Below are 20,552 nucleotides of genomic sequence, written 5' to 3'. Positions count from 1 at the left end.
AGGACGACATCGGAAAGATGGCGGAGTGCCTTATGAAGGACATGCTGGTTCAGGTCGAACCACTGATCCCCGCGCTCCGCCGCTATGCGCGTGCACTCATGCGCGATCGCGCTGCGGCTGACGATTTGGTCCAGGACTGCCTGGAGCGCGCCGTCAGCCGCTGGCATCAGCGGCGTGACGGCAGCGTGCGCGCCTGGCTGTTCACCATCCTCCACAATCTGGCGATCACCCAATTCCGCCAGGCCACGGCGCGAGGCAGGCATATGCCGATCGACGATGCGGGCGAGCAGGAGCTCGCCAGTGCGGCAGCTCAGGAACAGAGGTTGATCTATCAGGATGTCCTGAGCAAGCTTGCAAAACTCCCGGAAGAGCAGCGGTCCGTGCTGTTGCTGGTCGCAGTCGAGGATCTTTCCTACGCGGACGCCGCGGCAGTTCTCAACGTCCCGGTCGGCACGGTGATGTCACGCCTGTCACGGGCACGGGAGCGGCTCTTGCAGGAGATGGATGGCGTCGCGCCAGGAAACGTCGTGGTATTGCGGAGCTTGAAATGATCCAGCGACCGATCACAGAGGACGATCTGCACGCCTATGTGGACCAGGCGCTCGAGCCAGAACGCCGCGCGGCGGTCGCATCCTATCTGGACAATCATCCCGACGTCGCCGGGCGCGTCGCGGCCTTCGCCACGCAGCGGGAGCAATTGCGCGGCGCACTGGCGTCAATCGCTGACGAGCCCTTACCGGCAGAATTGAACCTGTCGCATATCATCGAGGGCCGAAAACGGCGTCCGCGATGGGCCGGGGGAATGGTCGCAGCCATGCTGCTCATTGGCCTCGGCGGTCTCGGTGGCTGGACCATGCATGGTCTGTTGCAGGACGGTTCGAACGGACTGTCCTCGTTGGCGCAGGAGGCCGCTTACTCCTATAGCGTTTTCACCCCGGACCACGTGCGGCCGGTCGAGATCAAGGCGTCCAACAGCGCCGAGTTCGCGCAATGGGCCACCACCCGGCTGAAGCAGCCGGTGAAGGTGCCCGATCTCTCGGTCTCAGGCTATCGACTGATGGGAGGCCGCCTGGTTCCGACGTCGCATGGCCCGGCGGCGATGTTCATGTACGACGACGATCGCGGCAACCGCCTCGTGGTGCTGACACGCCCGATGAGCAACCGCGATCTGGCGACGCCGATGATGCCGCAATCGACCGGCGACGTCGCGGGCTTCGTGTGGGCGGAGGCCGGCATGGGTTACACGCTCGTCGGCCAGCTTCCGGGCGACACCCTCAAGCCGATCGCAAACGAGATCCGCAAGCAGGCGCGCCCGATCTAAGAGCGTTTTCGAGCGAAGTGGATACCGGTTCGCGTCAAGAAAACGCGTCTAAACAAGAATCTAGAGCTCCGTTCCGATTCCATCGGAACGGGAAAGGGCTCTAGCACCAGGATGGACGAAACGGGCCCGCACGGCCGTGCGGGCCCGGTCACTCGACCAGGCCCGGCTTTCGGCCTCAATCCAGCAGCTTGACGTCGTCGGGCGCCTGCGGCGGCGTCTTGATCGCGATCGCCTTGACCTGGCCCGAGATCGGCTTGGTGCCGCCATGCGGCGTGCCCTTCGGGATGATGACGAGGTCACCCGGCTTGACCGTGACTTCCTTGTCGCCGAGCCAGATCGTTCCGGTGCCGTCGAGGATGTACTGGATCTCGTTGGTGTTGGGATGCAGGTGCTTGGGCACATTGCCGACCTGGATCGACACGGTGGCGCCGTCGGCGGTCATGAACGTCTTGGAGCGGTAGCCGACCTTGTTGGCGGGGCCCAGCGCGTCGCCTTCCATTTCACCGGTATGGATGATCTGTGCGGTGATGCTCTCGGCGGCAAGCGCCGGACCGAGCAGGTAGGTTGCGCCGCATCCGGCGATGAAGGCGGCCGTAATCGACAGCCCGGCTGTAATACGATTCATGGATGATCCTCCCCATCGAGAATTGTTCTTGTCTGGACATGCTATTGCGCCGAATGGCCGATGGCCAGTGCCTCCGGCAGTGCTTCTCAAGCCAGCCGGGCTGCTCTATGGTGCCGCCGGCCGAACGGAGGAAACCAATGAAGAACACGATTGCCAGGCTCGCCGGTGCGCTGCTCGCGCTGACGCTCACCACCGGTTTTGCCGCGGCGCAAAGCAAGGTCACCATCGCGGTCGGCGGCGGCTCCTGCCTGTGCTATTTGCCCACGGTGCTGGCCAAGCAGCTCGGTGAATACGACAAGGCCGGCCTCAATGTCGAACTCGTGGACCTCAAGGGCGGCTCGGACGCGCTGAAAGCCGTGCTCGGCGGCAGCGCCGACGTGGTCTCCGGCTATTTCGACCATTGCGTCAACCTGGCCGCCAAGAAGCAGGAGCTGCAGTCCTTCGTGGTCTATGACCGCTATCCCGGCCTCGTGCTGGTGGTCGCGCCCGCGCGCACCAACGACATCAAGTCGGTCAAGGACCTCGCCGGCAAGAAGGTCGGCGTCAGCGCGCCCGGTTCCTCCACCGACTTCTTCCTGAAATACATGCTGAAGAAGAACGGGGTCGATCCCACCAGCGCCGCCGTGATCGGCGTCGGCCTCGGCGCCACCGCGGTCGCCGCGATGGAGCAGGGCCAGATCGACGCCGCCGTGATGCTCGATCCCTCCGTGACCGTGCTGCAGGGCAGCCACAAGGATCTGCGCATCCTCTCCGACACCCGCACGCAAAAGGACACGCTCGAGACCTTCGGCGGCGAATATCCGGGCGGCGCGCTGTATTCGACCGCGGCCTGGGTTGCCAAGCACGAGAAGGAGACGCAGGCGCTGACCAACGCGATCCTCGCCACGCTCGCCTGGATCCATTCGCACAGCCCTGAGGAGATCATGGCGAAGATGCCGGAGGAGACGGTCGGCAAGAACAAGGACCTCTATCTCGCTGCGCTGAAGAACACGATCCCGATGTACTCGGAGACCGGCAAGATGGACCCGAAGGGCGCGGACGCCGTGCTCGCGGTGTTCAGCGTCGGCTCGCCCGAGGTGGCCAACGCCAAGATCGACGTCAGCAAGACCTTCACCAACACCTTCGTCGAGCAGGCCAAGAAGACCACAGGGAATGCCAAATAACTGACGCGAAGGCTTGGTAATCAGGCGTCATGACGTCACCAATCATTCATCGCGTCACGGCGTTTGGTCTTGCCGTACGGCCGATTGTCTGGCCGTTCGCAGAGGAGCGCCGCGACGAGATCGCGGCGCATTTCGCCGAGAAGCAGCGCGAGCGCCCCAAAATCTGGAACGGCCGCGTCCTGCTCGGGCGCGACGCGGTGTTTACGGACGACATTCTTGCCGCGACCTATTTCGAGACGGACTTTGCGAGCTTCCTCGCCTGGCGCGACTGGGGCTTTCCCGACAAGGCGGTGTTCAACGGCTTTGGCATGGGGGCGCTGCGGGCCTCCGACGGCGCCTTCGTTATGGGCGAGATGGCGCAGCACACGGCCAATGCAGGCCGTATCTATTTTCCTTCAGGCACGCCAGATCTCGACGATGTCATGGACGGCGCCCTCGACATTGCTGGCAGTGTCGTCCGTGAGCTTGGGGAAGAGACCGGGTTGACCACAGCTGACTACTGGGCAGAGCCGGAATGGCACTGTGTCGTCACCGGGCCGTCGATTGCAATGATACAAGTCCTCAACCTGAACATGCCCGGTGACGAGGCGCGCGCCCGGATTGAAGCCAACCTCGCCCATGAGGACGAGCCCGAATTGTCGGCCATCCATCTCGTGCGCGGGATGAGCGACCTCAGGCCGACCATGCCGCGATTTGTCACGGCCTTCGTCGAGCAGCAGTTCGCCTCGCGCTGATGCGCGAGGCTTGACATCGCTGCGCTCTGCCCATGTGATGGGGGCAAGAAAGATCAAGACGAATGCAATGCACAATCGTCCAGGGAGGTTTTGATGCGCCTGCGCATGGCTGCCCGTTTGGTACGTGGGCTGATGGTCGCGATATCGGCGACGGGCTTGGCGGTGTCCGCCAAAGCCCAGGACAGACCTCAGGACAAGAAGATCAAGATCGGCGTCGTCTTTGATTTGACCGGACCTCTGGCCGGCGGCGGCTCCGAGCTCAACTATGTCGGCACCAAGATCATCCTCGACCATTTCGCCAAGACCGGCGTCGAGGGCTACAAGATCGAGGCGGTCTATGCCGACGCGCAAAGCAAGCCCGACATCGCCATCAACGAATCCGTCCGCCTGCTGGAGCAGGAGAAGGTCGACATGGTGCTCGGCTTCTTCTCCTCGGCGCAGTGCGTGCCGGTCGCCGCCCGCGTCGAGCAGCTCAAGAAGTTCATGTGGATGACGACCTGCATCTCGTCGGCCGTGTTCAACGAGAAGGGCTACAAATACGTCTTCCGCCCGCAGGCGAGCGGCGACCAGTTCGGCATGATGACGATGGATTTCATCGCACAGAACGCCAAGGAGAAGTTCGGCAAGGAGCCGAAGGATCTGCGCGTCGCCATCATCCACGAGGACGGCGCCTATGGCGTCGACGTATCAAGAGGCAACGAGGTCGGTGCGAAGAAGGCCGGCTTCAACGTCGTGCTCAAGGAGGGCTATTCGGCGACCGCGCCGGATCTCTCCGCGCTGGTGACCAAGCTCAAGCGCGCCAAGCCCGACGTCATCTTCCACACCGGCTACAATCCCGACATCACGCTGCTGCTCCGCCAAGCCCGCGAGCAGGGCCTGAAGTTCGGGGCGCTGATGGGGCACGGCGCAGGCTATGGCGTCTATGAGAAGCTGAAGGAAGGCATGGGGGCCGACGCCACCTACATCTTCAACACCGACCCGATCTCGATCTGGCTCGCCAACCAGAAGACCATGGATCCGAAGCTCCCGCCCGTCATCAAGATGGTCGGCGAGGAGTTCGACAAGATCAAGCCGGGCGTCGCCATCCGTTCCGCCCATGTCGGCATCGGGGCGTCCAACACCTACGTGTTCATGGCGGATGTGCTGCCGCGGGCGATCAAGAAATACGGCGGCGTCGATCCCGACGCGCTGCGCAAGGCGGCGCTCGACACCGACATCCCCGAAGGCGGCACCATGCTCGGCTTCGGCGTGAAGTTCTACGGCGAGGGCACGCCCATGGCCGGGCAGAACGAACGCTCGTTCCCCGTCGTGATCCAGTATCTCGAGGACAAGTCCCACGTGGTGTGGCCGAAGAGCCAGGCGCAGCGCGAGGCCGTGCTGCCGCTGCCGAAGGGCACCACCTACAGCAACCAGTAGCGGCGGAGGGCCTTGGTGCTGGAAGTCAGCGGGCTGGTGAAGCGGTTCGGCGGCTTCACCGCCGTCAACAACGTGTCGTTCAAGGTCGATCAGGGCGAGATCCTCGGCCTGATCGGCCCCAACGGCTCGGGCAAGAGCACGATCTTCAACATGCTCTCCGGCACGCTGGCGCCGACGTCAGGCTCGATCCTGTTCGCCGGCTCCGAGATCGCGGGCCTTGCGCCGCACCGGATCATCAACAGCGGCATCGGCCGCACCTTCCAGATCCCGCGCCCTTTCCGCCGTCTGACCATTTTCGAGAATGTCGCGCTGGCCGGCTTCTATGGCCAGGGTCGCCACAGCCGCGTCAAGGCCGAGGAGGCCGCCGAGCGCTCGCTCGCCATGGTTGGCCTGCCGACCGATCGCCACGCCAGCGTCGATGGTCTCGGCGCGGCGGGGCTGAAGAAGCTCGAGCTCGCCAAGGCGCTTGCGACGTCACCGAAGCTGCTGCTCGCGGACGAGAGTCTCGGCGGTCTCGACGAAGCCGAGATGGGCCAGGCCGCCGACATGCTGCGCAACATCCGTGACGAGCTCGGCATCACCATCATCTGGGTCGAGCATATCATGGGCGTGTTGATGCGCGTCGTCGATCGCGTCATGGTGCTGGACCACGGCGAGAAGATCTCGGAAGGCCTGCCAAGCATGGTGGCGGGCGATCCGCGCGTCATCGAGGTCTATCTCGGCACCGATGCCGAGACCACGCAGGCCGCGGCCGCCGAGGCGCGCCGCCGCGCGGGAGGCGCGTGATGCTGGAGCTCCGCGGCGTCAATGCCGGCTACGGCACCTTCCAGGCGCTGTTCGACGTCGCTCTCGACGTCAAGGCCGGCGAGGCCGTCGGCGTCATCGGCCCCAACGGCGCCGGCAAGACCACCCTCATGCGCGTCATCTCCGGCCTGATCCGGCCCTCGCGCGGCGCGATCAAGATGGAAGGCATCGACGTCGTCGCGACACCGGCGCACAAGATCGTCAGCCTCGGCATTGCCCATGTGCCGGAGAACCGGCGGCTCTTTCCGCAGCTTACGGTCGACGACAATCTCAAGATGGGCGCTTTCATGAAGGAGGCGAGGGACCACTATGCCGAGCGGCTCGAGGTGGTGTTCGACCTCTTTCCGCGCCTGAAGGAGCGGCGCCACCAGATGGCCGGCACCATGTCCGGCGGCGAGCAGCAGATGTGCGCGATCGGCCGCGCGCTGATGTCCAATCCAAAGCTGCTGCTGCTCGACGAGCCGTCGGCCGGGCTCGCGCCGGTCGTGGTGCAGCAGGTGTTCGAGCTGGTGAAGCGGATCCGGGCCAGCGGGCTGACCGTGCTGATCGTCGAGCAGAACGTGCAGCAGGTGCTGAAAGTGGTCGACCGCGCCTATCTGATCGAGGCCGGCACCATCCGCGCATCCGGCACCTCGGCCGAGATGCTGGCGAGCGACACGGTCAAGGAAGCTTACCTCGGGGTGTGATGTTCATGCAGGCGTTCCTGGACATTTTCGACATCTACCTGCTGGAGGCCGTCATCAACGGCATCCTGCTTGGCGGCGTGCTGGCGCTGCTCGCGCTCGGGCTCAACCTGATCTTCGGCGTCATCGACGTCACCTGGATCTGCTATGCCGAGCTCGTGATGATCGGCATGTATGGCATGTACTTCATGGTGCAGTACTACGGCATCAGCTATTTCATTGCGGCGCCTCTCACCATCCTGCTGGTCGCGATGCTCGGTGCGGCGCTGCATTACCTCGTGATCGCGCCGCTGCTGACCGCGCCGCCGATCAACCAGCTGCTCGCGACCGGCGGGGTTCTGTTCGTGCTGCAGAGCTTTGCCACCGTCGCCTTCGGCATCGACTTCCGCAATCTCGGCATCCGCCTGCCGGTGCTCGCCTTCGGCGACATGAACTTCAGCTACGCGCGGCTCTTGTCATTCTTGGCCGCGCTGGTCGGCATGGTCGCGGTCTATCTGTTCATGACGCGCACCTTCACCGGCACCGCGATCCGCGCCATCTCGCAGGATCGGCAGATCATGGCGCTGATGGGCGTCGACACAAAGCGGATCTATCTCATCACCTCCGCAATCGGCGGTGGGTTAGCGGGGCTCGCCGCCTGCCTGCTGGTGCTGCAATACGACGTGCATCCCTTCGTCGGCCTCTCCTTCGGGCCGATCACCTTCCTGATCTGCGTGCTCGGGGGGCTCGGCAACTTCATCGGCGGCTTCATTGCCGCCTTCGTGTTCGCCGAGATCATCTCGCTCGGCGGCCTGTTCTCCGACCTGGAATGGGGCTACGTGCTCGCCTTCGCCTTCTTCATCGTCATGATGTTCATCCGGCCCGCGGGCTTGCTTTCGAGGCGCCGATGATGGGGCAAGGGATGATCGGGCAAGGGCGGCTTGCAGCATGGGGGATCGGGCTGGCGGCGCTGGTCGCGCTGCCCTTCGTCTACCGTGATCCCTATCATCTGCACATCCTGGTGCTGATCCTGATCTGGTCGTTCGCCTACACGTCCTGGTCGATGATGGGGCGGTTCGGTCTGGTCTCGCTCGGCCATGGCGGCTTCATGGGGATCGGCGCCTATGTCACCGCGCTGCTCTGGAACCACCTCGGCGTGTCGCCCTGGATCGGCATTCCCGTCAGCATGGTCGCGGCGGGCGCGCTGGCGCTGATCGTCGGCTATCCCTGCTTCCGCTTCCGCATCACCGGGCACTATTTCGTGCTGGTGACGCTGGCGCTGTCAGGCATCGTGCTCCAGGTCATCACCGCGACGCGCGACTATACCGGCGGCTCGCTGGGCTATACGCCGAACCGGGCGTCCGGCAACAAGCTGCTGGCGCTGCAATTCGACGACAAGACCACCTGGTACCTGATCGCGCTCGGGGTCTGGCTGTTCGGCATCGTGGTCTGGCACTGGGTCGACCGCAGCATGGCCCGCTATGCGCTGGAAGCGATCTCGGAGGACGAGGACGCCGCGGCGGCCGCCGGCGTCGACGTGACCGCCGAGAAGCTGAAGATCACGCTGCTCAGCGCGCTGATGACGGCGCTCGCCGGCGCCATCTACTGCCAGTACCAGATGTTCATCACGCCCGACACGGTCAGCGGCATCGCGGTGTCTCTGCAGATGGTGTTCGCGGCCATCGTCGGCGGGCTGTTCGTTTCGCTCGGCCCGACCTTCGGGGCGGTGATCACCATTCTGCTCGCGGAAACCCTGCGCATCGGCTTCGGCACCAAGGCGGTCGGCTGGGACAACCTCGTGTATGGCGTGCTGCTCGTGCTTTTCATCATATTCCTTCCCAAGGGTATCCTTGGTAGCGTGCTCGACCGATTGAAGCCCGCAACGCAAGGTTCCCCGCGCTCATGAACAAGAAGCCGTCCCAGTCGCTCGCCCAGGAGCTTGACCGCTACATCACGCCATTCCGCTACGATGGGTCGGGCAAGTTTCATCTCAAGGCGCACAAGACCGACGAGAAGGGCGATCTCGACAAGGAGAAGGCGCTGGCGCTTCTCGAGGCCAACAAGAAGCGGTTGACCGAATTCCAGGAGAAGCTCTACGCCCAGGACCGCTGGTCGCTGCTGATCGTGTTCCAGGCCATGGATGCCGGCGGCAAGGACAGTGCGATCAAGGCGATCTTCGAAGGCATCAATCCGCAGGGCTGTGAGGTCCATGCCTTCAAGGCGCCGAGCAGCAAGGAGCTCGACCACGATTTCCTCTGGCGCCACGTGATCGCGCTGCCCGAGCGCGGCCATATCGGCATCTTCAACCGCTCCCACTACGAGGAATGCCTGGTGACGCGCGTGCACCCGGAGCTCCTCGCCAAGGAGAAGCTTCCGCAAAAGCTCGTGACCAAGAGCATCTGGAAGGATCGGTTCGAGGACATCTCGGCCTTCGAGCGCTACCTCTGCCGCAACGGCACCGTGGTGCTGAAATTCTTCCTCAACGTCTCCAAGGACGAGCAGCGCGAGCGCTTCCTCGATCGGCTGGAGGACCCGTCCAAGCAGTGGAAATTCTCGATGGACGACATCAAGGAGCGTGCGCTGTGGCCGCGCTACCAGGCGGTCTACCAGGACATCGTCCGGCACACCGCCACGTCCCACGCGCCGTGGTATGTCGTGCCCGCCGACCACAAATGGTTCGCGCGTGTCGTGATCGGCTCGGTGATCAATGCTGCGCTCGAAAAGCTGGACCTGCGCTTTCCCCGCGCCGACAAGGCCTCGCGGGAGGAATTCGAGCAGGTGCGCAAGGCGCTGGAGAAGGAGGGGAAGGGGAAGCGGTAAGGCGCCGCGCGCCGACATGGCGCGGCGCGCAGCCGCTCCGCGGAACTGCCGCGTCCAATTGTGATCGCTCGCCCGATTGATCCCGCTTGACAGTTTTGTGTCACAGGAGGAGCATAGTCGCGGTCGCAAACAAGCGACGCGCAACGTCCACCTCGAGAGCAAGGGGAGGTCTATGACACCACCTCCGCAAATCCAGCCGCGTTAAGTGCGATGGAGCTCGTTCGGACTATCGCATAGCGGCAGAAACCGCGAACGGCACGCCGGGTCAAGGTTTAGTGGGCTCCATCAGTGAGGCAAAGCCCCTACCTTCCCGGCGCTGTATTTTGCATCACATCGATCGTGTCGGACGGCCGTGATGAGGCCGCCGCGCCGATGGCATTTTAACATCTCCGTTTCCTCCTCCTCCTTCCTCCACGCCGTCGTTCCGGGCCGACGCCCGGAACGACGGACGTGACCGCATGTCGCTCGCGGTGACGGCCTGAGCGCATACCTCGTCCTTCGAGACTCGCGCACGAGTGCGCTTCTCAGGATGGGGCTTATCGGCTCGGTGCTTGCTGGAAACTGTTGCCGAGCAATCCGTCCTCATCCTGAGGAGCCCGCGAAAGCGGGCGTGTCGAAGGATGGCCGCAGCAAGATTGCAGGCAACGGAGCTCCGATCTCGCGGGTTCCCCAATCTTCGCATTGCGGCAAATGCCAAGAGAATGTCGTCTCGGAGGCCAACTTCCGACACAGGCTCCGGGCGAATAGCGGCCATCCGACATGACGCATGCGCTTCGGCGGTGTCTCGACGCCGCCGGCGCATGCAATTTTGTTTCAGGGAATCCTCGTGTCGCATAAGCTTGCCTCGGCTTTCATTGCCGCTCTCTTCCTCGCAATCTCGTCTCTCTCCGGCGTCCGCGCCGAGCCGCCTCGGCCGACGACGAACAATGCGGCTGTGTTGTCGGCTGATGAAGCCAGGCGCGCGCTGGACACGCTCCAGGACGACAAGAAGCGCGCGCAGATGATCGACACGCTGCGCGCGATCGCCAATGCGTCCGGGCCGCAGCAGCCAGCGCCGCCCGCGCCCGAGCAGAAGTCGCCAATCCCGCTCTCGGCCGACGGTCTCGGTGCGCAGCTCCTGCTCACGGTGTCCGAGGAGATCGGCGACATATCGAGCCAGATCGCAAGCGTGGCGCGGACGATCACGCATTTCCCGGCGTTCTATTACTGGATCGTGCGGACTGCGAACGATCCTGCGGCCTATAACCTTCTGATCGAGATCGCCTGGAAGCTCGCATTGGTGGTCGGTTGCGCGCTCGCGGCCGAGTGGGTGCTGTTCCGCCTGATCCGCCGCCCGGTTGCGTTCCTGGAGGGACGCGTGCCGCAGACCGCGCATCTGGCGGCGCAGGTGTTGCCGATGGCCGATCCGCCGTCGTCGGTTGCCGACGTCACCCCCGCACCCGAGCTGAGCAAGCGCCGCCACAGCCTCGCGCGCGTCTGGCAGGTCATGCTGCGGCTGCCCTACGTGCTCGGCCGTCTCGTCCTCGAATTGCTTCCCGTACTTCTCTTCGTGGGCGTCGCGACGGCGCTGCTGGGCACGGAGATCGGCCAGCCTACCACCGTTCGACTCGTCATCCTTGCGGTCGTCAACGCCTATGCGTTCTCGCGCGGGCTCATTTGCGTGGTTCGGGCGCTGGCGGGGCCGTTCGGCCTGTTTCCGGTCCGCGCCGAGACCGCGGCCTATGTCGAGATCTGGGCGCGCCGCATCGTCGGCGTCGGCGTCACCGGCATCGCCTTCGCCAATGTGGCGCTGCTGCTCGGCCTGCACCGCGCCGGCTATGCCGCGTTGCTGCGCATGGTGATGCTGGTCGTGCACCTCTTCGTCGTCGTCATCATCCTGCAATGCCGCCGGCAGGTGGCTGAGGCCATCCGCGCGCCGGCCGAGCGGCAGGGCATCGCGGCGCGTCTGCGCGATCGCATCGCCGGCGGCTGGCATTATCTCGCCATCGCGCTCGATCTTGCGCTGTGGGCGGTGTGGGCGCTCAACATCCGCAACGGCTATTCGCTGCTGCTGCAATATTTCGTCGGCACCATCGCCGTCGCGCTGATCACGCGCGTCGCCATCATGGTCACGCTGGGCCTGATCGACCGCGGCTTCCGGATCAAGCCGGAGATCCTCCAACGCTTTCCGGGCCTGGAGATCCGTGCCAACCGCTATCTGCCGCTATTGCGCAAGATCGTCTCCGGCGTGATCGCCTTCATCGGCTTCGTGGCCGTGCTCGAGGTCTGGGGCGTGGATGCCATCGTCTGGTTCTATGGCGGCCAGATCGGCAGCCGGCTGATCTCGGCCGTGGTGACCATCGGCCTCGCCGTGTTCATCGCAGCGGCAATCTGGGAGGCCAGCAATGCGCTGCTGGACCGCCAGATCAACACGCTGTCGCGCGACGGGCACTACGCCCGTGCCGCGCGCCTGCGCACCTTCCAGCCGATGCTGCGCACCGCGCTGCTCTGCCTGATCGCCACGATCGTCGGCCTCACCGCGCTCAGCGAGATCGGCGTCAACGTTGCGCCGCTGCTCGCGGGCGCCGGCATTGTCGGCATCGCCATCGGCTTCGGCTCGCAGAAGCTGGTGCAAGATCTCATCACCGGCCTGTTCCTGCTGCTGGAGAATACGGTGCAGGTCGGCGACAATGTCAGCGTCTCGGGACTGTCCGGGGTGGTCGAGAACGTTTCGATCCGCACCATCCGCCTGCGCGCCGGCGACGGTGCCGTGCACATCGTGCCGTTCAGCGCGGTCACGACCATCACCAATGCCAGCCGCGGCGCCGGCAACGCCTCAGTCAGCGTCAACGTGGCCTACAAGGAAGACACCGACCGCGCCGGCCAGATCCTCAAAGACATCGTCGAGGAGATGCGCCGCGAGCCGGATTTCCGCGCGCTGATCCGCGGCGACCTCGATCTCTGGGGCATCGACAAGGTCGACGGCGCGATGGTGTCGATCGTCGGCCAGATCCGCTGCACCGAAGCCGGACGCTGGCCGGTCCAGCGCGAATTCAACCGCCGCATGAAGCTGCGCTTCCAGCAGCATGGCATCAATGTCGCATCCGCCACCCAGACCATCCTGATGCATATCGCGCCGCCGGCCGATGGCGCCGCCAACCTGACGCCGCGGCGCGCGGCCGGATAGAAGCGCAATCAACTTCCCGCTTGCCTCGGCCAGCCCGGCAGCGTTCACTCACCCTCCAGCCCGCTGACGACATGCGGGCGGCAAAAAGGGTGGGAGAGGCTGATGCGGGGGCTGCGGGCTGTGTTGCGCGATCATGTGGTCGTCATTGGCGCGTTGATCGGATGCGCGATGTGGTGTGCACCGGCGAGCGCCCAGTCATCGCGCCCCGTCACCCTCATCGTACCGTTCGCGGCCGGCGGCCCGACCGACACGCTGGCACGGATCCTGTCGGAGCGGATCGCCGCCGAGCTGCACACCACGGTCGTGGTCGAGAACGTGGCCGGGGCTTCCGGCAGCATCGCCGGTGCCCGCGTCGCACGTGCGGCACCCGACGGTACCACGATCACGATCGGCCATTGGGGCACCCATGTGCTGAACGGCGCGATCTTCAAGCTGCCTTATGACGTGGTCACCGATTTCGAGCCTGTCGCGATGATCGCGATGGGAACGCAGCTCATCGTCGGCAGGAAGTCGCTCGAGGCGGGCAATCTGAAGGAGATGATCGCCTGGCTGAAGGCCAATCCCGGCAAGGCCACCGCCGGGACGGCCGGCGCCGGCACGGGCGCGCATGTCGCGGGTGTCTTCTTCAAGGACAAGACCGGTACCGATTTCCAGTTCGTGCCTTATCGCGGTGCAGGGCCCGCGATGATCGATCTCGTCGCCGGGCAGATCGACATCATGTTCGACCAGGCTTCGAACTCGCTGCCGCACGTCAAGAGCGGTGCGATCAAGGCCTTCGCCGTGACCTCGCCGACGCGGCTTCCGTCAGCGCCCGACGTTCCGACCGTCGACGAAGCAGGTTTGCCGGGACTTTATATTTCCTATTGGCACGGCATCTGGGCACCGAAGAACACTCCGAAGGAGATCGTCGGCCGGATCAACGCGGCGATCGTCGCCGTGCTTGCCGATGCCGCGGTCAAGCAGCGCTTTGCCGAACTGGGGCAAGAGATACCGCTGCCCGACCAGCAGACACCCGCAGCGCTCGCCGCTTTCCAGAAGGCCGAGACCGACAAATGGTGGCCGATCGTGAAGGCAGCCAACATCAAGCCGGAGTAGTTCGCCGCGTTAACCTTTGCGGCTCGTGCGACTGCCAGGCGTTCGCGCAAGTCTCGCTGCGGTGCGAGATCACAATCGGCGCCGCAGTGTCTACGTCCTTGATCTCGATGGAGCACTGGCCGACAATACGCGCGGTTCAATGTGAAGCTTCTTTGGGGGAATTCGTGAATAGACCTGCCCGGGTCGTTGCCCAATCGACCTCGTCCAATCCGCCGCAAGGCATGGCGCTGCTGCGCGATCCCCTGCTCAACAAGGGCACCGCCTTCACGGAATCCGAGCGCGCCGCACTCGGGCTGCGCGGCCTCCTGCCGCCTTGCGTGCTGACGATGGAGACGCAGGCTCAGCGCGTTCTCACCAATCTGCGCACGTTGCCCACGGACCTTGAAAAATATGTCGCGCTGAACGCGCTGCATGATCGCAACGAGGCGCTGTTCTTCCGCGTCGTCGTCGACAATATCGACGAGATCCAGCCGATCATCTACACGCCGACGGTCGGGCTCGCCTGCCAGAAATACGGCCTGATCTTCCAGCGGCCGCGCGGCATGTTCATCTCCTCGCGCGACCGAGGCCAGATCGCCGAGCTCTTGAAGAACTGGCCCTATCAGGCCAAGCTGATCGTCGTCACCGACGGCGAGCGCATTCTGGGACTTGGCGATCTCGGCGCCAACGGCATGGGTATTCCCGTCGGCAAGCTGTCGCTCTATTCGGCCTGCGCCGGCGTGCATCCGGAAGCGTGCCTGCCCGTTGTCCTCGACGTCGGCACCAACAACGACGAGCTCCTGAACGATCCCTATTATCTCGGCCTGCGCGAGCGGCGGCTGACGGGCGAAGCCTATGACAGCTTCGTCGACGAATTCATGCAAGCCGCGCGAAAAACCTTTCCCGGCGTGCTGATCCAGTTCGAGGATTTCGCCAATCATTCCGCGTTCAAGCTGCTGCATAAATATCGCGACGAGGCCTGCGTCTTCAACGACGACATTCAGGGGACCGCGGCGGTGGCGCTTGCCGGCTTGTTCTCGGCGCTCCGTGTCAACGGCGGCAAGCTGAAGGATCAGAAGATCCTGTTCCTTGGGGCAGGCGAGGCGGCCACAGGCATCGCCGATCTCGTGGTGTCCGCCATGATGGCGGAGGGCGTGAGCGAGGCGGACGCGCTCCGGCGCAACTGGCTGGTGGATTCCCGGGGCCTCGTCGTCGGCGGCCGCCAAGGTCTCCACGGCCACAAGCTCCGCTACGCCCATGCCGACCAGGCGCCGATCGCCGACTTCCTCACCGCGATCAGGACGCTGAAGCCGACGGCGATCATCGGCGTTGCCGCGGTCGGCGGCGCCTTCACGCCCGAGGTGCTCAAGACGATGGCCGAGCTCAACGAGCAGCCGATCGTGTTCGCGCTCTCCAACCCGACCTCGAAGGCGGAATGCTCGGCCGAGGACGCCTATCGCTACACCGAGGGCCGCGCGCTGTTCGCCTGCGGCAGCCCCTATGATCCGGTGACGCTGAACGGGCGCAGCTTCGTGCCGCGCCAGGGCAACAACTCCTACATCTTCCCCGGCGTCGGCCTCGGCGTCATCGCCAGCGGCTCGAAGCTGGTGACGGACGAGATGTTCATGGCGGCGGCCCATACGCTGGCCGATTGCGTCGGCAGGGACGACCTCGCGCAAGGCAGTCTCTATCCGGCCCTGCCGCGCATCCGCGAGGTCTCGGTCCGCATCGCCGCGGCCGTCGCGGACGTCGCCTTCCAGCGCGGACTCGCGGATGGACCCGCACCCAACGACGTCAGGGCGCTGGTTCAGTCCCAGATGTACGAGCCGCACTACTGAGGCTTCACCCCTTCGAGTCGAAGCCGTGGACAGAGTTCCTCACCCCACCCTCTCCCCGTAAGAACGGGGCGAGGGAGTGAGAGAGCGTGCCTTCCTAACCTCTCCCCGCTCTTTGCGGGGAGAGGTCGGATTGCCCCCGGCGATGCGTAGCATCGTCCGGCGCAATCCGGGTGAGGGGCAGGACACCCCGCCAGTCAGATCAAGAGTCCATCCGACTCGTAGAGTGTGTCTGATGGATCCGCGTTAGCTCAAGCCGCCACCATCCCAAGTAGAATCGCCATTGTCTCGCGCGGCCCTATATGCGACAGTCTGTAGCGTTACAAGAAGAACTCAAGCCGCAAGGTCAGATGCCATGGACGATCGTTTGCCCGAACTGGGCGACCTCGAGCGTGAGGTCATGCAATTGGTTTGGGCCCATGGTCCCGTCACGGCCGAGATCGTGCGTGAACGTCTGTCGCGGCGGCTGAAGGAATCAACGGTCCGCACCGTGCTGCGGAGGCTGGAGGAAAAGGGCTACGCGAACCACACCGTGGACGGTCGCACCTATGTCTATCGCGCCGCCGAAGAGCGGGCGAAGGTGGCGGCCAAGGCGGTGCAGCGTATCGTCGACTGGTTCTGCAACGGCTCGATCGAGGAAGTCCTGGTCGGCATGGTCGACAACAAGATGCTCGACCAGCAGCAATTGCGGACGCTGGCCGACCAGGTGGCCAAGGCGAAGAAAGCGAGGGGAGTGAAGAAAGAATGATCGCAACTCTGGCGGAGGCGGCACTGCGCTCCCTTGTGCTGGGAGGCGTCGTCTGGTTCGGTCTCAACCTGTTTCGCGTGCGCAATCCGCACGTTCACATGACGGCCTGGGTCGTCGTGCTGCTGGCGTCGCTGGCGATGCCGTTCGTGATGCATTGGCCGACGCTCACGATCAGCCGGCTGCCTTTGCCGGTCTCGGTGCCGGATGATGTCCTGCCGGCCGAGCTCTCGATGCTGGAGATGCCGCAGCCGGCGCTGCCGGTCGCGCCCGGCATCGATGTCGCGCCGCAGGTTGCGAGGCGCGGGCTCTCGATCAATTGGTGGCTGGTCGCCACCATCGTCTATGCCGGCGTCGCCGGCCTGCTGCTGCTGCGGCTCGCGATCGGTCTGTGTCTGACCTGGCGACTGGCGCGGGCGGCAACGCCGGTCGCCGGCGTTGCGATGATCGGCACCGACGTGCGCGTCAGCCGCGACATCGGCGGTCCCGTCACCTTCGGCTCGACCATTCTGGTGCCGCCGCAGTTCTCCGCTTGGGATGCCAAGAAGCGCCTTGCGGTGCTCGCGCATGAGGGCGCGCATGTCGCCAATCGCGATTTCTACGTCCTCCTGCTGGCATCGCTCAACCGCGCGGTGTTCTGGTTCAGCCCGTTTTCATGGTGGCAGCTCGCCCGCCTCGCCGAGCTCGCCGAGATCATCAGCGACGCCGAGGCGGTCGAGGTGATTGACGACCGGCTGTCTTACGCGGAAATCCTGCTCGATTTCGCCAGCACGGTGAAGCCAAGGCCGGTCGAGCTCGCGATGGCGCGAGCCTCGACCGTGCGTGCCCGCGTCGAGCGCATCGTCGCGGCGGCCGCCATGCCCGTCGCGGTCAGCTGGCGCAAGCGGCTGTGGATCGTGGCCACGATCGCACCGGCCGTGATCGTGTCCGCCGGCATGATCGCCTATCGCACGCCGGAGATGGCACCTGTCGCCGTGGATACCGGCGAAGTGCCGGCCCAGCATTACCGCCCGTTCGTCAATTTCTACGCCATGGGTCCGAGCTCGGTGTTCGCCATCTTCCGCGAGGGCGACGACCTCTACGGCCAGCTCACCGGCCAGCGTCGGTTGCCGCTGACGGTCGCAAAGGACGGCACGGCGTCCTACCCGGCCCCCTCCGGCGAGATCACCTTCGCGCTCGATGCGGAACGCCGCTCCTCCGGGCTGACGCTGCGCATGAACGGCCGCGATGTGCGCGCGGTTCGTGTCGCCGAGATGCCGGCCGCGGCAGCGGAGTCCGCGCCGCTCGATCAGTATGTCGGCTGGTACAGGCTGGCGCCGAACCGCGTGCTCACCGTACGCCGCGACGGCGACCGTCTCTCGTTGCAGGAGACCGGGCAGGGCGCAACGCAGGTGCTCGCCGAGGGCGCTGACGCCTTCTCGTTCCGCGGCGATCATCTGGTGGTCTTCCTGCGCGACGAGGAGGCGAAGGTCTCGCGCGTGCTGCTGCACAGCGCGGTCTTCGGTGCCCGCCTCGCGACCCGCGTCGATGCGGCGGTGGCGCAGACAATCGAGGCGGACTTCGCGCGCCGCCTCGCCAAGGTGTCGGACAGATTCAGGGAGCAGGTGCCGGCGGCCGGCAGCAAGGAAATGATCCTGCTCGGCATCGAGGGTTTGCGCCGCGGCACGCCGGACTACGATCGCATGAGCGCGCCGCTCGCGGCCAAGGTCCATCGCTATCTCGGCGAAATGCACACGACCTTCGTGGCGCTCGGCGCGGTGGAATCGATCTTCTTCCGCGGCGTCGGCCCTGGCGGCTACGACATCTATGGTGTGAAGTTCGAGAACGGCAGCGCGGAATTTCGCCTGTTGATCGAGCCGGACGGCAAGGCCGGCGACGTGTTCTTCCGCGCCGACGGCAATGACGAGCTCGGCGGCATCGTGCCTTGTGCGGAAGAGGCGAGCGTTCGCGGCCGCGCCGGTACCTCGCCGATCAGGATCATGCTCTACAACGAGATGGGCAGCGACATCCAGGTCTCCAATCTCGATGCGGACGGCAACCGCAAGACCGAGATCGTCAGGCCGAATATGACCTGGGCCGCCACGACCACCGTGAACAATCCCTGGATGATCGCCGACAAGTCCGGACGGTGTCTGGAGATCGTGATGCCGGGCCGGCAGACCCGTTTCCACAATGTCGAGGCCTCGAATATCGGCGCGCGTCCGGGCCGCGCCGCGCGCCGTGCCGTTCCGATCGCCAATGGCGAGGAGATGCTGCGCCGCTATATCGAGGGCGTCGGCAAGGGACAGCCGGACTACGAGCGCATGACGCCGGAGGTGGCCGACATCACGCGTCAGCAATTGCCGTTCGACCAGGCGATCCTGGCGCGGCTCGGCGCGCTGCGTGCGGTCTCCTTCCGCGGCGTCACCGCGCTCGACAGCGACATCTACATCGCCCAGTTCGCCAACGGCTCGGCGGAATGGCGCATCGGCGTCAGGAACGACACGATCACGAAGATCGCGCTCGGGCCGAATTTCTAAAGCATGATCCGGAAAAGTGTGAAGCGGTTTTCCGGAAAGATCATGCGCAAACAACAACCTAAAGCGCGATGACGATTCATCCAAATCTCATCGCGCTTTAGGACGCGGGAGGTGCAGCAATCCCCCTTGTCGGCCTTGGTCTTGAATGTTACGATAGGTAGCATTACAACTCGTAGCCTATAGCCGGGCAATCGCCATGAGCAATTCCGCAAAGGCCGAAGCCGTGTTGGCGCTGCATCGCTTCGGGATGGGGCCGCGGCCGGGATCGATTGCCGCCATCGGGAGCGACCCGCGCGGCGCGCTGATCGCCGAGCTCGACCGGTCGCTCGGCTTGAGCGCTGCAGCCAGTCTTCCCGCCAGCGCGAAGGCCTATCGCACCGTGGCCGATGCCAATGCGCGGCGAGCGGCGCGCGCCAAGCAGGCGCAGCAGCAGGCCAAGAAGCAGCAGATGGCGTCGGCCGCTGCGGGTGATCAGGCCGAAGCGCGGCGTGAGGGTCAGGCGCAGGGCTATGCGCAGGAGAAGGATGCAGCCGAGATGGCGGCGAAGCAGGCCGCCGACGCCATTCCCGATCCCGGCCGTCCGATCTATCTGCAGGAAGCCAAGCTGCGCACGGAAGCCGCGCTCGCGGCCGATATCGGCTTTGCCGAGCGGCTGGTGTGGTTCTGGTCCAATCATTTCTGCGTCTCGGCCAACAAGATCCAGAGCATGTCCGGCGCCTATGAGCGCGAGGCGATCCGCGCTCATACGCTCGGCCGCTTCGTCGACCTGCTGCTGGCGGCCGAAGGCCATCCGGCCATGCTGTTCTATCTCGACAATCTGGCATCGATGGGCGCCAATTCGACCGCCGGCATCAACCGCAACAGCGGCCTCAACGAGAACATCGCGCGCGAGATCATGGAGCTGCATACGCTGGGCGTGCGCACCGGCTACACCCAGGACGACGTGATCAGCTTCGCCAACGTCATGACGGGATGGACGCTTGTTCCGCCCGGTGACAATCCGGAGCATGGCGGCGAGTTCACCTTCAATCCCCGGCTGCACGAGCCCGGCGGACAGACCGTGCTCGGCAAGCGATACGAGCAGGAGGACGTCGAGCAGGGCCGCGCCGTGCTGCGCGATCTCGCCGCGCATCCGGCAACCGCGACCCATGTCGCGACCAAGCTCGCGCGCCATTTCGTCGCCGACGAGCCGCCGCCGGCCCTGGTCGAGCAGATGGCCAAGACGTTTCGAGATACTGGAGGCGATCTCAAGCAGGTCGCGATCGCGATGGTGTCGTCGGACGAGGCCTGGCGCGTACCGCCGGCGAAGCTCAAGCGTCCGAGCGAATGGGGCGTCGGCATGGTGCGCGCGACCGGCATCACGCAGGTCGATCCCGTCCTCTACACCGGCGGCCAGCAGCTGCTCGGCGAGCCGCTGTGGCGTCCGTCCGCGCCCAAGGGATATCCGGATGACGAAGCGAGCTGGATCGACGGCGTCGGCCGCAGGCTCGACGTCGCCAACAATTTTGCCGAGCGCGTCTCCGGCTTGGCCGATCCGCAAGCCATCATCGAGGACGTCTTTGCGTCCGAGATCGCCGCCGAGGTGAAGCAGGCGGTCGGCCGTGCGGAGAGCCGGCAGCAGGCGCTGGCACTGTTGTTCATGTCGGCAGATTTCCAGAGGAGGTGAGC

The 20,552-nt window shown here is 65.0% G+C and carries 16 protein-coding genes and 1 pseudogene; 16 read left to right on the top strand and 1 reads right to left on the bottom strand.

Annotated elements, in window-relative coordinates; translation table 11 throughout:
* Nucleotides 1-32: 32 nt before the first annotated feature.
* Nucleotides 33-551, top strand: coding sequence for a sigma-70 family RNA polymerase sigma factor (locus UNPF46_RS01550; RefSeq protein ID WP_100181552.1), 519 nt, complete (start codon nucleotides 33-35; stop codon nucleotides 549-551).
* Nucleotides 548-1,321, top strand: a complete 774-nt coding sequence (locus UNPF46_RS01545) for an anti-sigma factor family protein (protein ID WP_142248804.1) — start codon at nucleotides 548-550, stop codon at nucleotides 1,319-1,321. The genes UNPF46_RS01550 and UNPF46_RS01545 overlap by 4 nt, the downstream gene beginning before the upstream one ends.
* Before the next feature lie 175 nt (nucleotides 1,322-1,496).
* Here UNPF46_RS01545 and UNPF46_RS01535 read toward each other — a convergent pair whose 3' ends face one another.
* Nucleotides 1,497-1,946 (bottom strand): cupin domain-containing protein, encoded by a 450-nt coding sequence (locus UNPF46_RS01535; protein ID WP_100180623.1) that lies wholly within the window; start codon nucleotides 1,944-1,946, stop codon nucleotides 1,497-1,499.
* Nucleotides 1,947-2,083: 137 nt separating this feature from the next.
* On the opposite strand from UNPF46_RS01535, the gene UNPF46_RS01530 reads away from it, so the two are divergent.
* The 14 genes and pseudogenes from UNPF46_RS01530 to UNPF46_RS01465 all read left to right on the top strand — a co-directional run bounded on the left by UNPF46_RS01530 (nucleotide 2,084) and on the right by UNPF46_RS01465 (nucleotide 20,550).
* Nucleotides 2,084-3,109, top strand: coding sequence for an ABC transporter substrate-binding protein (locus tag UNPF46_RS01530; protein ID WP_174719245.1), 1,026 nt, complete (start codon nucleotides 2,084-2,086; stop codon nucleotides 3,107-3,109).
* A gap of 29 nt (nucleotides 3,110-3,138) precedes the next feature.
* On the top strand, nucleotides 3,139-3,843 hold the full coding sequence (locus UNPF46_RS01525; RefSeq protein ID WP_142248802.1) for an NUDIX hydrolase: 705 nt from the start codon (nucleotides 3,139-3,141) through the stop codon (nucleotides 3,841-3,843).
* 93 nt (nucleotides 3,844-3,936) lie between these two features.
* On the top strand, nucleotides 3,937-5,259 hold the full coding sequence (locus UNPF46_RS01520; protein WP_142248801.1) for an ABC transporter substrate-binding protein: 1,323 nt from the start codon (nucleotides 3,937-3,939) through the stop codon (nucleotides 5,257-5,259).
* Between the two features lie 15 nt (nucleotides 5,260-5,274).
* Nucleotides 5,275-6,045, top strand: coding sequence for an ABC transporter ATP-binding protein (locus UNPF46_RS01515; RefSeq protein WP_100181551.1), 771 nt, complete (start codon nucleotides 5,275-5,277; stop codon nucleotides 6,043-6,045).
* Nucleotides 6,045-6,749 (top strand): ABC transporter ATP-binding protein, encoded by a 705-nt coding sequence (locus UNPF46_RS01510; protein ID WP_100180619.1) that lies wholly within the window; start codon nucleotides 6,045-6,047, stop codon nucleotides 6,747-6,749. The genes UNPF46_RS01515 and UNPF46_RS01510 overlap by 1 nt, the downstream gene beginning before the upstream one ends.
* A 5-nt stretch (nucleotides 6,750-6,754) precedes the next feature.
* On the top strand, nucleotides 6,755-7,636 hold the full coding sequence (locus UNPF46_RS01505) for a branched-chain amino acid ABC transporter permease (RefSeq protein WP_142248800.1): 882 nt from the start codon (nucleotides 6,755-6,757) through the stop codon (nucleotides 7,634-7,636).
* Nucleotides 7,637-7,647: 11 nt separating this feature from the next.
* Nucleotides 7,648-8,668, top strand: a pseudogene (locus tag UNPF46_RS01500) (branched-chain amino acid ABC transporter permease).
* Complete coding sequence (locus tag UNPF46_RS01495) at nucleotides 8,628-9,545, top strand: polyphosphate kinase 2 family protein (protein ID WP_100180617.1); 918 nt, start codon at nucleotides 8,628-8,630, stop codon at nucleotides 9,543-9,545. The pseudogene UNPF46_RS01500 and the gene UNPF46_RS01495 overlap by 41 nt, the downstream one beginning before the upstream one ends.
* Before the next feature lie 826 nt (nucleotides 9,546-10,371).
* On the top strand, nucleotides 10,372-12,711 hold the full coding sequence (locus tag UNPF46_RS01490) for a mechanosensitive ion channel domain-containing protein (protein ID WP_142248799.1): 2,340 nt from the start codon (nucleotides 10,372-10,374) through the stop codon (nucleotides 12,709-12,711).
* A 102-nt stretch (nucleotides 12,712-12,813) separates the two neighbouring features.
* Nucleotides 12,814-13,806 (top strand): tripartite tricarboxylate transporter substrate-binding protein, encoded by a 993-nt coding sequence (locus tag UNPF46_RS01485; RefSeq protein WP_142248798.1) that lies wholly within the window; start codon nucleotides 12,814-12,816, stop codon nucleotides 13,804-13,806.
* A 164-nt stretch (nucleotides 13,807-13,970) separates the two neighbouring features.
* Complete coding sequence (locus UNPF46_RS01480; protein ID WP_142248797.1) at nucleotides 13,971-15,623, top strand: NAD-dependent malic enzyme; 1,653 nt, start codon at nucleotides 13,971-13,973, stop codon at nucleotides 15,621-15,623.
* A 352-nt stretch (nucleotides 15,624-15,975) separates the two neighbouring features.
* Nucleotides 15,976-16,368: a BlaI/MecI/CopY family transcriptional regulator gene (locus tag UNPF46_RS01475; protein ID WP_100180614.1), complete on the top strand. Its 393-nt coding sequence runs from the start codon at nucleotides 15,976-15,978 to the stop codon at nucleotides 16,366-16,368.
* Complete coding sequence (locus UNPF46_RS01470; RefSeq protein WP_142248796.1) at nucleotides 16,365-18,884, top strand: M56 family metallopeptidase; 2,520 nt, start codon at nucleotides 16,365-16,367, stop codon at nucleotides 18,882-18,884. Before UNPF46_RS01475 ends, UNPF46_RS01470 begins: the two co-directional genes overlap by 4 nt.
* 196 nt (nucleotides 18,885-19,080) lie before the next feature.
* Complete coding sequence (locus UNPF46_RS01465) at nucleotides 19,081-20,550, top strand: DUF1800 domain-containing protein (RefSeq protein WP_142248795.1); 1,470 nt, start codon at nucleotides 19,081-19,083, stop codon at nucleotides 20,548-20,550.
* The last annotated feature ends 2 nt before the right edge of the window (nucleotides 20,551-20,552 follow it).

It is taken from the genome of Bradyrhizobium sp. UNPF46 (assembly GCF_006658625.1).
Classification (GTDB): Bacteria; Pseudomonadota; Alphaproteobacteria; order Rhizobiales; family Xanthobacteraceae; genus Bradyrhizobium; species Bradyrhizobium nitroreducens.
The sequence above is the reverse complement of the archived record's forward strand: the minus strand, read 5'-3'. Positions and strand labels throughout refer to the sequence as shown.